This is a genomic window from Iodobacter sp. (assembly GCF_025352645.1).
In the GTDB taxonomy this organism is placed as follows: Bacteria; Pseudomonadota; Gammaproteobacteria; order Burkholderiales; family Chitinibacteraceae; genus Iodobacter.
The window spans coordinates 92,570-106,613 of sequence record NZ_JANXSO010000175.1; the positions used below are offsets into that span (position 1 = coordinate 92,570).

The 14,044-nt window shown below is 52.3% G+C and carries 13 protein-coding genes; 10 read left to right on the forward strand and 3 right to left on the reverse strand.

Annotated features, from left to right (window positions below; all coding sequences use genetic code 11):
• Window positions 1-108 precede the first annotated feature (108 nt).
• On the reverse strand, window positions 109-570 hold the full coding sequence (locus tag Q0R17_RS19495; protein WP_293938125.1) for a hypothetical protein: 462 nt from the start codon (window positions 568-570) through the stop codon (window positions 109-111).
• Window positions 571-721: 151 nt separating this feature from the next.
• Here Q0R17_RS19495 and tssB point away from each other — a divergent pair, with 151 nt between their 5' ends.
• The 10 genes from tssB (at window position 722) to Q0R17_RS19545 (ending at window position 13,138) form a co-directional block, all read left to right on the forward strand.
• Entirely contained in the window at window positions 722-1,288 is a 567-nt protein-coding gene (gene tssB, locus Q0R17_RS19500) for a type VI secretion system contractile sheath small subunit (RefSeq protein WP_293938127.1), read from the forward strand.
• Window positions 1,289-1,306: 18 nt separating this feature from the next.
• The gene (gene tssC / locus Q0R17_RS19505) at window positions 1,307-2,785 is read left to right on the forward strand and encodes a type VI secretion system contractile sheath large subunit (RefSeq protein WP_293938129.1); all 1,479 of its coding nucleotides are present in this window, start codon (window positions 1,307-1,309) and stop codon (window positions 2,783-2,785) included.
• 165 nt (window positions 2,786-2,950) lie between these two features.
• Window positions 2,951-3,451, forward strand: coding sequence for an Hcp family type VI secretion system effector (locus Q0R17_RS19510; protein WP_293938131.1), 501 nt, complete (start codon window positions 2,951-2,953; stop codon window positions 3,449-3,451).
• A gap of 38 nt (window positions 3,452-3,489) precedes the next feature.
• Complete coding sequence (gene tssE / locus Q0R17_RS19515; protein WP_293938133.1) at window positions 3,490-3,939, forward strand: type VI secretion system baseplate subunit TssE; 450 nt, start codon at window positions 3,490-3,492, stop codon at window positions 3,937-3,939.
• A gap of 54 nt (window positions 3,940-3,993) precedes the next feature.
• On the forward strand, window positions 3,994-5,766 hold the full coding sequence (gene tssF / locus Q0R17_RS19520) for a type VI secretion system baseplate subunit TssF (RefSeq protein WP_293938135.1): 1,773 nt from the start codon (window positions 3,994-3,996) through the stop codon (window positions 5,764-5,766).
• 234 nt (window positions 5,767-6,000) lie between these two features.
• The gene (gene tssG, locus Q0R17_RS19525; RefSeq protein WP_293938137.1) at window positions 6,001-7,029 is read left to right on the forward strand and encodes a type VI secretion system baseplate subunit TssG; all 1,029 of its coding nucleotides are present in this window, start codon (window positions 6,001-6,003) and stop codon (window positions 7,027-7,029) included.
• Window positions 7,026-9,593 (forward strand): type VI secretion system ATPase TssH, encoded by a 2,568-nt coding sequence (tssH, locus tag Q0R17_RS19530; protein ID WP_293938139.1) that lies wholly within the window; start codon window positions 7,026-7,028, stop codon window positions 9,591-9,593. Before tssG ends, tssH begins: the two co-directional genes overlap by 4 nt.
• Before the next feature lie 65 nt (window positions 9,594-9,658).
• Window positions 9,659-10,189, forward strand: a complete 531-nt coding sequence (locus tag Q0R17_RS19535; RefSeq protein ID WP_293938141.1) for a hypothetical protein — start codon at window positions 9,659-9,661, stop codon at window positions 10,187-10,189.
• Window positions 10,190-10,425: 236 nt separating this feature from the next.
• Window positions 10,426-12,432, forward strand: a complete 2,007-nt coding sequence (gene tssI / locus Q0R17_RS19540; RefSeq protein ID WP_293938143.1) for a type VI secretion system tip protein VgrG — start codon at window positions 10,426-10,428, stop codon at window positions 12,430-12,432.
• A gap of 181 nt (window positions 12,433-12,613) precedes the next feature.
• Window positions 12,614-13,138, forward strand: a complete 525-nt coding sequence (locus Q0R17_RS19545) for a toxin-antitoxin system YwqK family antitoxin (protein ID WP_293938145.1) — start codon at window positions 12,614-12,616, stop codon at window positions 13,136-13,138.
• 8 nt (window positions 13,139-13,146) lie between these two features.
• Here Q0R17_RS19545 and Q0R17_RS19550 read toward each other — a convergent pair whose 3' ends face one another.
• Together Q0R17_RS19550 and Q0R17_RS19555 are read right to left on the reverse strand one after the other, a co-directional pair.
• On the reverse strand, window positions 13,147-13,416 hold the full coding sequence (locus Q0R17_RS19550; protein ID WP_293938147.1) for a hypothetical protein: 270 nt from the start codon (window positions 13,414-13,416) through the stop codon (window positions 13,147-13,149).
• A 50-nt stretch (window positions 13,417-13,466) separates the two neighbouring features.
• On the reverse strand, window positions 13,467-13,862 hold the full coding sequence (locus Q0R17_RS19555) for a DUF4280 domain-containing protein (RefSeq protein ID WP_293938149.1): 396 nt from the start codon (window positions 13,860-13,862) through the stop codon (window positions 13,467-13,469).
• Window positions 13,863-14,044 lie beyond the last annotated feature (182 nt).

Consider the following 14,044-nt stretch of genomic DNA (forward strand, 5'->3'; position numbering starts at 1 on the left):
AGCCTTTGTAGGGCTGAAACCCGCCATTTTTAGTTTTGCGCCTTCAATCTGGCAAATTGCACTCGCCCTACATGAAAACATGACCTGGCTATCCAGCGTTTTAAAACCTCAATCCCCAGCCACCCAACGTACATCTTGGCTATCCAAATACAGCAGCACGCTCTTTTGCTGATCTAAACGTAATCGGTGCATGCCTGGCGAGCTATACGCGGCGTAAACCAATACGGCCAAGCCTGGCTGGCCCTTTAATGGGGAATCAACGACATCCAATCTTTGCCCTGGCACCAGCTCGCGGCTCCAAACAAACAGTGCTTTGGGGAAATCGCGTTGTAACTGAGCACGTTGTTCAAACCATTGCGCCGCAGACAGAGTTAAGAGGCGTTTGAGCAGCTCTTCATCATCCACCACCACTAAATCGATAGGGATAGGCGTGTCTTCATTGGCCAAGGAGGCCACCGAAAAGGACACGCTGCTTAATTTGATCGAGGGCTTTAGCAAGCCACAGCCAGCCAGCACGATGCAAAGCAGCAGTAAGCAGGCCCAGCGATATAGTTTTTGAGAATCCCGCACAAAACCCTCGAGTATGCTTACGCAAATAACATTAATGCCTGATGCTTATTATAGAAATAACTTTCTTAAAACTTCCAATTAAATATTTGCAATTACAAGAATCGTCTTCTAGATTCAACAGACACCCCAATCCATCGTGCATGAGGCCGTCATGACAGAAAGCACACAACACAAGCTAGATCGCGTTCGCCCTCCCCGCGTCCAAATTACTTACGACGTAGAAATTGGCAATGCAATCGAGAAAAAAGAGCTGCCTCTTGTGGTCGGCATTTTGTCCGATCTATCTGGTCAGCCCAAAGAAAAGCTTCCCAAGCTCAGCGATCGACGCTTTATCAATATTGATCGAGATAACTTTATCGACGTATTGGAATCGATCAACCCGCGTCTGGCCATTCAAGTGGATAACACCATTGCTGGCGACGGCAGCAAGCTCAATATCGAGCTTAATTTTTATGAACCACAAGATATCAACGATAAAAATGCCGTGCCTAAGAGCAAAGATTTTGACCATTTCGACCCGATCAGCATCGTGAATAAAGTTGCGCCGCTTAAAAAGCTATTTGAAGCCCGCCAGCGTCTGCGTGATCTTTTGGGCAAGCTAGATGGCAATGATGACTTGGATAAATTACTGCAAGACGTAGTTGCCAATACTGAAGGCCTAAAAGAAATTAAATCGGCCCTGCCTGTTGAAACGCCAGTCCCCGCGCCTGCTGCTTAAACCTTTTGGAGAACCACCATGCCAGAAACACAAGCTGCACCAGCAGCAGGCGGATCAACCGCTACCCTAGGGCTGCTCGATAAAATCATTCAAGATGGTCGGATGGCGCTGGATGATAGCCAAAAGCCCCATGCCATTGATTTACTGGGTGAATTTGCCACTCAGGTGCTTGATGGGGCCATGACCATCAATAAAGACACGGTGGCGATGATTAACCATCGCATCGACGATATCGACAAAATGATCAGCACCCAGCTCAATCAAATTTTGCACCATCCCGATGTGCAAGAGCTGGAAGCTTCATGGCGCGGCCTGCATTACCTCGTAATGAATACCGAAACCAGCACGCGTCTTAAGCTGCGTTTACTTAATGTATCGCGCAAAGACTTACAAACTGATCTAGAAAAAGCGGTTGAATTTGACCAAAGCGCCCTGTTTAAACAAATTTACGAAGAAGAATATGGCACCTTTGGCGGGCATCCATTTAGCGTACTGATGGGCGACTATAAGTTTGGCCGCCACCCACAGGATATTGCCCTGCTAGAAAAACTATCCAATGTAGCTGCCGCCGCACACGCCCCCTTTATTGCCGCAGCCAATCCTAAGCTATTTGATATGACCAGCTTTGCCGAGCTAGGCCTGCCGCGTGATTTGGCTAAATTATTTGAAAGCAGCGAGCTGATTAAATGGCAAAGCTTTAGAGCCAGCGAAGACTCACGCTATGTGTCCTTAGTGCTGCCGCATGTCTTGCTGCGCCTACCTTACGGCCCAGATACTTTGCCAACCGAAGGCATGAATTACGTTGAAGACGTAGACGGCACCGAGGCCAACAAATATCTATGGGGCAATGCCGCATGGGCGCTCACACAGCGCATTACCAATGCGTTTTCACTCTATGGCTGGTGTGCTGCGATTCGCGGAGTGGAAGGCGGCGGTGCTGTGGCGGGCCTGCCATCGCATACTTTCTCTACCGCATCGGGCGATAAAACACTGAAATGTCCTACCGAAGTACCGATTACCGATCGGCGTGAGAAAGAGCTCAATGACTTAGGCTTTATTGCGCTTTGCCACAAAAAGAACACCGATCTAGCCGTGTTCTTTGGTGGGCAAACCACCAATAAGCCCAAGGTTTACAACACGCCACAAGCCAATGCCAATGCCAATATTTCCGGCATGCTGCCTTATGTACTCGCCGCATCGCGCTTTGCGCATTACATCAAAGTGATTATGCGCGACAAGATCGGCAGCTTTATGACGCGTGACAATGTGCAGAGTTATCTGAACAACTGGATCGCCGATTACGTGCTGATCAACGACAACGCCCCGCAAGAAATCAAAGCGCAATACCCGCTACGAGAAGCAAGGGTAGACGTGACCGAAGTAGCAGGCAAACCCGGCTCTTACCGCGCCACGGTATTTCTACGCCCGCACTTTCAGCTAGAAGAGCTCACCGCATCAATCCGCTTAGTGGCAGAGCTTCCACCGCCTGCGGCTTGAAGTGTTTTGTAGGGTGAAGGTGGGCACGCATGCGTGCCCACGCGCGCAACACACGTAACAAACACGGCTGCCGTGAATGGCCCGCTTAGGCAAGATAAAACCTATTGCTCACCCTAAAAAAACTGATCGCCAGACAACATATCAAACCACAGGGAGTTTTAAACGATGGATGCCATTATTCTTGATTTGGGTGCCGATATTAAGGGCGAGTGTATGCTCGAAGGCTATGTCGACAAAATTGAAGTGATGTCGTACAGCCATAATGTCGCCATGCAAGTCACCAATGACGTCAGCAATTCAGAGCGCACCTCAGGCAAGCCACATATTGGTGAATTCACTACCACCAAATTTGTTGATGCCTCTACCCCGCTACTCAACCAATACTGCTGCGCCGGTAAAGATATTGCCGAAGTGAAGATCACTATTGGCCGCAATGCCTCCGACGATAGCGGTAAGATTGTGGCCTTTATTGTTTACACCCTCACCAATGTGCTGATTTCTAATGTCAGCGTGAGCGGTGGCTCTGGCGGCAAGCCAGTTGAAACGCTTTCTTTAAATTTCACCAAAATCAAGTGGGAACTCACCACCCAAAAAGACAGCGGCGATAAAGAAGGCACCGCAGCCAGCACATGGGATCTAACCGCTAATAAATTAATTAAGGGTTAAAGGGCTAAGGCCAAGCACTGCGCTTGGCCTGCATATCTATGGCCAATCAGCCCCTATTTCGCATCCCGCTATTTGAACGCCTAAGCGATGATGCACCAGCAAAGCCAGAAGCCACACCGCTCAGGCGCTATGCGCAAGATGCGGCGCTGGCTTCGATTTGCACTGAATTATCCCACTTACTCAATACCCGCCGCTCAAGTACGCCTTGGCAAGAAAATTACAGCGTGCTTGATTATGGCATTGCCGACTGGAGTAGCTTTAAAAGCGGCTTTGAGGAAGATAGGCGCAAGCTCATCAAAGATATTCGTCTCGCGATTAGCCTATTTGAGCCACGCTTAAAAAACCCACAGGTCGAGCTACTAGCAATGAATAGCCAAACATCGGCCTTACGCATCAGCGCCGAATTAGCAGGCCACGCTGGGCAACGTGCAGTGCTCTGCATCAGCCCAATAGCGGAGGGAGTAAAGATTGAAATAGAAGGTGAATAAACCAGCGTATTCCTGCTCGCCATGGCCTTAGGCCAAATATCCACCGAGGAATAAATGAGCGATTCAATTGACGCGGTTTTGCTAGATTACTACCAACGCGAGCTCACATGGCTGCGCCACGCTGGGGCGGATTTTGCTGCGCGTTACCCTAAAATTGCTCATAGGCTGGAATTATCCGAATACGAATGCCCCGATCCGCATATTGAACGGCTGCTCGAGAGCTTTGCTTTTTTAAATGCCCGTCTGCAGCGCCAATTAGATGACGATTTTTCCCAGCTTAGCAGCGCATTATTAGAAGAGCTTTACCCCTATGCGCTTCGCCCTATGCCCTCCACAGCGATTGCTTGTTTTCAAAGCGATGCCCCACAGGGCGCAAGCGGGCTGGAGATTAAACGCGGCACCTCTTTATTTGTAAACCATAAACGCAGCGAGCAAGAAACCGACAGCATTTACTTTAGAACCACCGCCCCGCTCACGATATGGCCCTTGCAAATTGTGGAAGCGCTACTGCTAGACGCGGAAGAAAGCCAAAAAATCACTGGCCTTGCCTATGCACAATCGGCGCTTAAAATCTGCCTGCATTGCAGTGCAAAAGAAGGCTGGGCAGCCATAGACCCACAAAAAGTCACCGTGCATTTAGCAGGCTCTGCCGTTAATTCGGCCACGCTTTATGATCTGCTTGCCGCACACAGCCTTGCGGTATTTACCCGCAGCGCACAACAAATACAGCGCATTCATGGCCTACCTGAAGCGCAAGGTTTTACTGAGCAAGAAGCCTTGCTGCCAAATGAAAGCCACGCCAGTCATGGCCTGCTACTGGAATACTTTAGCTGCCCAGCCAAATTTGCTTTCTTTGATTTACCACTTCGCACCCCAGACGATGCCATGCAAGATCTGGAGCTGATCATTGCCTTTAGCGATAAACCCGCCAATCGGCTTAGCCTACAAGCCAGTGATTTGGCTTTGGGCTGCGTACCGGTGATTAATTTATTCCCACGTAGCTCCGAACCCTTACGCCCCAACGGCAAAAGCCGTGAGTACCGTGTAATTGCCGATAGCCACCGAGAGCACGCCACTGAAATCTATGCCATCGGCCAAGTACGGGCGAGTAAATCCCACGGCGCGCAAATTGTGCCGCGCTATTTTGGCCTAAACCACGGCAACGCCAGCTGCTACTGGCACGCCAGACGCGTAGAAGGCCTTGGCCAGCGGCGTGGCAGCGATATGCTACTCACTTGGGTGAACGCCGATTTTCAAACCGACGATCCTCCTGCCCCCACGCTCACCGCCGAGCTGCTTTGTACCAATCGCTTTCTTGCCGAATCACTGGCTGCCAGCACCGAGCTGGCCTTTGAAAAACCTGGCACCGTAGCCAAGGTGCGCCTTATGGCCCCCCCAACGCCGCAAATTGCTTACGCCAGCAAGGCACAATGGCGCTTGGTTTCGCAGCTATCGCTCAATCATTTATCTTTATGCGAAGGCCCACAGGCACTCGATGCACTACGTGAAATGCTCAGCCTCTATAACCTCGGCAATAGCACGGCAACACGGCAGCAGATCGCAGGAATAATGCAGATTAGTGCCAAGCGCACGGTAGACCAAGTTGGCACAGAAGCATGGCGCGGCTGGCGCAACGGGCTGGAAGTACGGCTAGAACTAGACCCCAACCAATTTGCTGGCAGCAGCCGTGTCTTATTTGCCGGAGTACTGGCACAGTTTTTCTCGCAATACGCCAGCGTAAACCGCTTTATCCGTACCGTACTGGTAGAAAAAGACAGAGAAGTCAAAACATGGCAACCGCTTGTGGGGGATCCACTCATTCTGTGAATTTATCGAGAGTTGAAAACCCAAATCTTGAACCACGGAGGACACATAGAACACGGAGTTTCACGGAGAAAACCTATTGTGAGTTGCGCTATTTTTTTAAGTTTTTGAGCATTTTCAACGCAAGCAATTTATATGATTCAAAACTTGCACGTGTGCGGCCATCCGATGAGAAACATCAACTGGATGCGCACCCCATAAACCATGAGCTATGCCGCATGCAAAGCAGAAACAAACATGCCCGCTAACACCCTCATCAACGAACTCTTCGCCGCGCCCTACCGCTTTGAGTTTGCTCAAGCCCTAGCGCTACTAGAAAAGTGTAATCCAAGCCGCACGCCGGTTGGCACGGGGCTAGATCCTCGGCAAGAAACGGTGCGCCTATCTGGCCCGCTCTACCCGCTGTTTTACGCCAGCGCACTGGGGGAGATCAGCCAGCAAAATGAGCAGCTCTGCCTACAAGCATTTCTATTTGGCCTAGGCGGCCCAGATGGCCCCCTGCCCTACGCCTACCAAGATTGGCTGCAATCACGGCGCTTACAAAAAGACCACGGTCCAGCGGCTTTTTTAGACTTATTTCATCAACGCATCCTCGGCCAACTGTACCGAGTACAAAGTAAGCACCGCATCGCAGCGCCCTTTGCCAGCCCACTGCAAAGCCCAATTCAGCCTGTGCTGCAAGCACTCACCGGCATCTTGCCCAAAGCCTTACAGCATCGCTTAGCCATTTCTGATGCGGCCTTACTAGCGCACACCCCTATTTTGGCTAATCGCAGACGCTCCGCCGAGGGGTTTAAAGCCCTAGTAAGCAGCTACTGGGGCGACACCATCAGGATTAGCCCCTTTGATGGCGCATGGAGCGATATTCCCAGCAGCCACTTCAGCCGTATCGGCAGCCGAGGCCAAAATCAACGCTTAGGCCAAAATGCCATGGCAGGGAAAAAAATATGGGATGAACACGCCGGAATCAAGCTCACCCTTGGCCCGCTCTCCCTAGAGCAATACTTTGCCTATCTGCCAACAGGAGCGCTCTACCGGCCATTGATGGCACTCGTGGCATTTTATTTTGGCCCAGAAATGCGTTGCAGGCTGGTGCTAAAACTGGCCGATAGCGCAAAAACCGCCAACGACTACACCGACGGCCAGCCAGCCACCCCCTTGGCCAAATCGGCCAGCCCATTTTTATTAGGGCTGAGCACTTGGCTAGGCTCCCCTCAGCCCATTAGCCATCGCCAATGCCAAGTGCCTAGTGAAGGATCACCATGAGCCTCGATTTAAGCGCACTGATTGCCCTGCTAAACCCCGCCAGCCGCGATGCCTTAGAGCGCGCCGCCCAGCGCTGCTTAATTCAAACCCATTTTTATATCGAAATTGAGCATGTTTTGCTGGAGTTAATTGAGATCGAAGGTGGCGATTTTTCGCAGATATTGCCCTGCTGCGGCCTCACCCGCGATGCGCTCAGCACCGAAATCAACACCGCCCTAGAGCGCTTTAAACGCGGCAATACCCGCACCCCCGCCTTTGCCACGCATACCGTTAAGCTATTAGAAAGCGCCGTGGTCTATGCCACCGTCAGCCACAATCAGCGGGTGCGCTCCGGCATGCTGCTGCTGGCACTGTTAGAAAACGAAGAGCTGCGCAGCCTGCTGCTCAATGGGGTTTCATCCCTGCTCAGTATTAACCGCGATACGCTGCGCAGCGAACTGAGCGAATGGAGCGCAGCCTCTTGTGAAGCGCCGCCTGCACCCGCTAAAGAAGCCGGGCAGCAGCCCGCCGCTGCAAACCTAGGCATCAGCCCCCATGCGCCAGAAAACAGCGTGCTCAGTCAGTACACGCAGGATCTTTGCGCCGATGCACGCGCGGGCAAAATTGATCCGATTGTGGGGCGCGATGGCGAAATCCGTCAGGCGATTGATATTCTGCTGCGGCGCAGGCAAAACAACCCCATTTTGGTGGGCGCACCTGGCGTGGGCAAAACAGCGGTGGTGGAAGGCCTAGCGCTCAGAATCGCCGCCGGCGAAGTACCGCCAGCGCTTAAAAACGTGGCGCTGCGTGTATTAGATTTAGGCCTGCTGCAAGCCGGGGCCAGCCTGAAAGGCGAGTTTGAGCAGCGCTTAAAAAGTGTGATCGAAGCGGTTAAAAACTCAGAAATCCCGATTATTTTATTTATTGATGAAGCGCATACGCTGGTGGGCGCGGGTGCCGCCGAAGGGCAAAATGACGCCGCCAATCTGCTGAAACCCGCGCTGGCCCGTGGCGAGCTGCGCACCATCGCCGCCACCACCTGGCTGGAATACAAAAAATACTTTGAAAAAGACCCTGCGCTGGCAAGGCGTTTTCAACTGGTACAAGTAGAGGAGCCAGACGAGGCCACCGCCATCGAAATGCTGCGCGGCGTGGCGGCCGAGTTGGAGCAGCACCACGGCGTGTATGTGCTGGATGCCGCCATTTGCGATGCGGTAAAGCTATCGCACCGCTATATCACCGGCCGCCAATTGCCAGACAAAGCCATCAGCGTACTCGACACCGCCTGCGCCCGCGTGGCGCTGGCCCAGCACGATGTGCCGCCGCAGCTAGAAGCCGCTCGCCACCGACAACTGGCGGTAGACGACGAGCTAAACCGCTTGCAAAGAGAGCAGCTCACCGGCGTGCCACACCAAGAGCGCATCAGCGCCCTGCAACAAGAACAAACCCAGCTCAAAACCCAAGCGCAAGAATTATCCAGCCGCTGGGACGACGAGCTAGCGGCGGTAAAAGAAATCCTACGCAGCCACACCGAGCTGATCGCACTCTCTAAAACCAACCCACGCAGCCCTGAAGAAGAAGAAAAATTTAACGATCTACCCGCAGAAATCAAGCGCCTTGAAAGCGGCTTAGATGCCATCCGCCAAGACGACCCCATGGTGCCCGCCCGCGTAGATTCACGTACCGTTGCCGCCGTGATTGCAGGCTGGACAGGGATTCCCGTCGGCAAAATGCTGGCCGACGAAGCCTACGCCATCCGCACACTGGCCAAGCGCATGGGGCAAAGAATTTACGGCCAGCAAAGCGCGCTCGATACCATCGCCAGCCGCATCCAAGCCTACCGCGCTGGCCTGACCGACCCAGCCAAACCAGTTGGTGTGTTTCTACTTCCTGGCCCCACCGGCGTGGGCAAAACCGAAACCGCCTACGCGCTGGCCGACGCGCTCTACGGCGGCGAGCGTAATCTGGTCACCATTAATTTGTCTGAATACCAGGAAGCTCACACCGTCAGCCAGCTAAAAGGCGCACCGCCCGGCTATGTGGGCTACGGCAGCGGCGGCGTACTCACCGAAGCGGTGCGGCGTAAACCTTACTGCGTGGTGCTCCTCGATGAAATAGAAAAAGCCCACCCCGACGTACTGGAAGCGTTTTACAACGTGTTTGATAAAGGCATGATGGAAGACGGCAGCGGCTTGGTAGTCGATTTTAAAAACACCGTCATCCTCGCCACCAGCAATGTAGGGGCCGAGCTGATTATCGACACGCCTCCGCAAGCTTTCGCCAGCACCCAATTCGCCGACGACCTGCGCCACACCCTGCTGCAATCCTTCCGCCCCGCCTTTTTAGCCCGCATGACCGTCGTACCCTACCGCGCCCTAGACGACACCATTCTCGCCCAAATAATAAAAACCAAATTAGAAAAATTAAAACAACGCTATATGGATGCCACAGGGAAAACCTTTGAATTTGAAAGCGGCATTGTGGCTGCGGTATTGGCCCGATGCCGGGGGGCGGGTGCGAGGGATGTGGATAATGTATTGATGGGAGAAGTGGTGGGGAAATTGGCGGAATGGGTGTTGGAGTGAATGCATTTCACCCTATCCATCCTTCTTTCAATGAAATAGTAACCTTCTAAATGGAGACTCATATCATGCCTAAAAGTACACAACATGCCTTAATCACCTGGATTCCAGGCTCTGAAGATGGAAGGAGGGAGGCACGTAATCTAAATAGAAAGTTTAATAATTATTCAGTTTTAAAAGCACCTGATAAATTGAGACCAGGTGAGGGCTCCGAATATATGTCACTTATAGTAGTCGGCCATAGAGGAGAATTTAAGAAAGATCTTTTTTCATCCTTAGTAACATATTTATCCATAGCTCGTGTTAGCTGGGTTGTATTAGCGATGTGTAATTCATCTCAAAAAAATTACTTTGGTGTCCTTTCCGAACATAACGAACAACATTCTCCCGCACAGGAATTAGCAAACAAACTTAATATAAAAGTATCTGGAACAAAACGAGACTTGCTTTTTCACGAGGTAGGCCAAGGACAGGCATTTGCATTGACCCTTGGAGAAATTCTTATTCGAAGCAACCCAAACTCTGGAGAAGACCTATGGTTTGACTGCGAGAAGCAGAGTGACATTGATGAACTAACTGAGGCTTTATCCAGCCTATAGGTTTAATTCATAGAGTGGCTACCAAATCAAAGGGGCCAGGCTCAATTTAATCACCCAATTCAAGGTCAAAAACAGGATGAAGTTTGGTTCTGTATAGGGTGTGCAAGTCGTTTTTCTTGCGCACCGCTCTCTGCGCTCCGACTTCCTCCTTGTACACCCTATGATTACCGACTCACCCAATGAATTAAACTAACGTTGATAGGACTACATTCTTACCCCATTGCTCACAGGCCACCATGACCCGCCCCACCGACACCGCCACTTCAATCTCCCTATCAGCCTCGGCCCTCGCGGATCTTTACCCCGATAGCGTATCGGGGGATGAGGGTTTGAATCAGTTGGGTGCCATCACACTGGCAGGCTACAGCGGTACCACGCTGACGATGGATGCGGCGATTGCTACGCACCTAACCGTCACCTTGCGCCACGATACTAAAACGCGGCCGCTGGATTTATTGTGCGCGGAGATTCGGCAATTGCCGGGCGATGCGACAGTAGATAAATACAGCCTGACGCTGCGCCCTTGGCTGTGGTGGCTAACGCTGGCGAGTAATAACCGCGTGTTTCAGGCCAAAAGCGTGCCGGATATTGTGAAGGCGGTGTTTGCGGTGCATGGCTTTAGCGATTATTCGCTGAAACTCGATGCCACTTATGATCCGCGCGAATACTGCGTGCAATACGGCGAGAGCGATTTTGCTTTTGTTTCCCGCCTGATGGAAGACGAAGGGATTTTCTGGTTTTACACCCATGAAGACGGCAAACACACGCTGGTGCTGGCCGATAGCAACGATGCTTTCCCCGCCTGCCCCAATGCCAGCACCATCGCCTGGCTGGGGCAGGATATGGGCGCGAGGGAGTTGCACGGCATCCGCAGTGGCGAGCTGTGCCAGCAGGCGGTTTCTACCGCTTACAACACCAGCGATTACGAATTCACCACCGCCAGCACTTCACTCTATTCGCAGACCAAGGCGGTAGATGGTGCGCGCTCGGTGTATGAGCATCCGGGCGGCTACACCGCCAAGGCCAAGGGCGACGCGCTGGGTAAAATCCGTGTGGCCGGTTTACGCAGCCAGGAGACGCGCTTTATTGGCGAGAGCGATTGCCGCTGGCTGATCCCCGGCCACACTTTTACCCTGAGTGGCCACGATAACGCCGCCGCCAATATTGAATGGGTGGTCACTGCCGTTACCCACGACGCCAGCCATGCGCATTATCGCAACCGCTTTAGCGCCATCCCCAAGGCGACCCCATACCATCCGCCAAGGCTCACCCCCAAGCCACGCATGCATACGCAAACTGCATTGGTGGTGGGCAAATCAGGCGAGGAAATCTGGACCGACGAGCATGGCCGCATCAAGATTCAGTTCCCATGGGATCAGGATGGTAAAAAAGACGAAACCAGCTCCTGCTGGGTGCGGGTGATGCAGGCGTGGAGCGGCAAAGCCTTTGGCACGCAATTTATTCCACGCATCGGCCAGGAAGTGGTGGTGACCTTTATTGATGGCGATCCAGACAAGCCGCTGGTCACCGGCTGCGTTTACAACGGCGACAACAGCCTGCCCTACGCCCTGCCCGCCAATCAGACGCAATCAGGCATCAAAACCAATTCATCCAAGGGCGGTGGCGGCTTTAACGAGCTGCGTTTTGAAGATAAAAAAGACGCCGAAGAAGTGTTTCTGCAAGCGCAAAAAGACCTTAAAACCAATATCCTTAACGACGTCACCCACACCATCGGCCACGATGAAATCCGCACGGTAAAAAACGACCGAACCCGCACCGTGCAGGAAGGCAACGACGCCACTACCATAGACAAAGGTAACCGCACCCTAACGGTAAGCACAGGCGACGAAACCACCGATATCAAAGGCAAGCGCAGTGTAAAAGCAGGCGACGACGAAGCGCGTGAAGTAGGCGGCAATTTAGAGCAAAAAGTCACAGGTAATTACACCATCACCGTTGATGGTGATCTCAGCATTAAAGTCAGCGGCACCATCAACATAGAAAGCAGCGGCGCCTACACCGCCAAAAGCGGCGCAGCACTGACCAATCAGGCAGCCACATCGCTCACCAATAAAGCGGGCACGGCGCTGACCAATCAGGCAGGCACATCTTTGGATAACAAAGCGGGAACCACCCTCACCAACGACGGCGGAGTCAGCCTGATGAACAAAGGCGGCGCAGAGCAAACTGTTGACGGCGGCGGCATGCTGACCATTAAAGGCGGGCTGGTGAAGATTAATTGATGGCGTCGCGTGGGCACAAAGACATGCCCACCCTACAAAACCAGCTCTAAGTTTGATGACCTTGTCCCCCCCGTTGAAAAAGGGGGGTTAGGGGGGATTTGCACGGAATAGAGCTAATTACAAAAGCGAATCCCCCTCAATCTCCCCCTTTTACAAAGGGGGAAGCTACATCGAGGCCACCATGCCCCAGCCTTTTGAACTAGAACGCGGCAGCAGCAAGCTTATTGGCACGATGAACGAAGGCGCACTAGATGGGCCATTTAAAGTGTTCGATCAAAAAAGGCCGCTTGCATCCATGCAATATAAAAATGGCGATCTGCACGGGCCGATGCTGATGATGCATCCCAATGGCAAGCCATCGGCAAGGCTCAGCTATCAAGCTGGGCTATTGCACGGCTCCGCTTTATTTTTCTCACCACAGGGGATATTGCAACGCGAATGTGTTTATCAGCAGGGGCAACTGCATGGCCCATTAAAAAACTTTTTTAATGATGGCAAAGTTGCACAGCTAGAGCATTACCAAACGGGGCTGCAGCATGGCGAGCAGCTGCGCTTCCACCCCAATGGGCAGATCGCTGAAAAACAAACCTTTAATCAGGGCATTGCCGAGGGCGGAATCCAGCTCTTTGATAACGAGGGCAAAACGCTTGGTAAGGATGGCAAGCCGGTTTCTAAGCTTAAAGCGTGGTTAAACCCCGAAGCTTAAATGCCACACTAGATGATTTTTTTAAGCAGGCGATAATAGCCAACGGGTGCAGCAGATTGCCTACCTACACTACGAGTTGCGCTGCACAGAATGCACCATGTGCTTTGGCTAGCGATGAGCTGCTGATTAATTGCATCAATAATCGCGGCGGGATGACTGATTTTGGCCTTGCTGATCAGCTCTACACTGGTGCACTGGCGTTGTTTTAGCAGCAGCGCACAAACACGCTGCTCGTCAGGGCTCAGATTAAGCTGGCTAAATGGGTTGCTTGTAGACATAGATCAAACTGCAGTTTTATAAGCCCGCCATTGTGGCATGGCCGTGCATGCTAGGCGATTAAATCCTGCATCTGCCCTGGCATCACAATCTTAATCACCCCACCCCAGTTACACATCAGCATGCCGCCGGAGTTAAGTGCAGGCATGCTACCAATCAGCACCGTAGGCGCGCCGCCAGGAATCCACGGCGCGGCGGTCATCGGAATGCACGGCATAGGCGTGAGCACCCCCAACGCTGCCGCCGTTGCCGCTGCCACCATAGGATTAGCCGGGCTCATGCAAGTACCAAACGGCGCAACATTAACAATGGGAATGTAATCCATAATATTGGCAGCAGGCATGCCACCCGCCATGCAGCGGTTCAGCGGCAAGATATTTAAAGTGCCTGGCGCCGCGCCAAAGCTGCATTGCAAAGAGGCACCGCTACAAACCTGTGGGCTTCCCATGGTTTTTCCTTATAAGCCAATATTTGCAATACCTGTAGGGCGGGTGCAACCCGCGTTTTTTCAGCATGACTCACGGGTTGCACCCCATATGCGCTAAAAAAGTTACATAGAGCCTGAACTGTGCATGAAATGGCGCTAAACCTTGAACCAGCTAATTCATATCATTATTTTTTTGCTTAGCG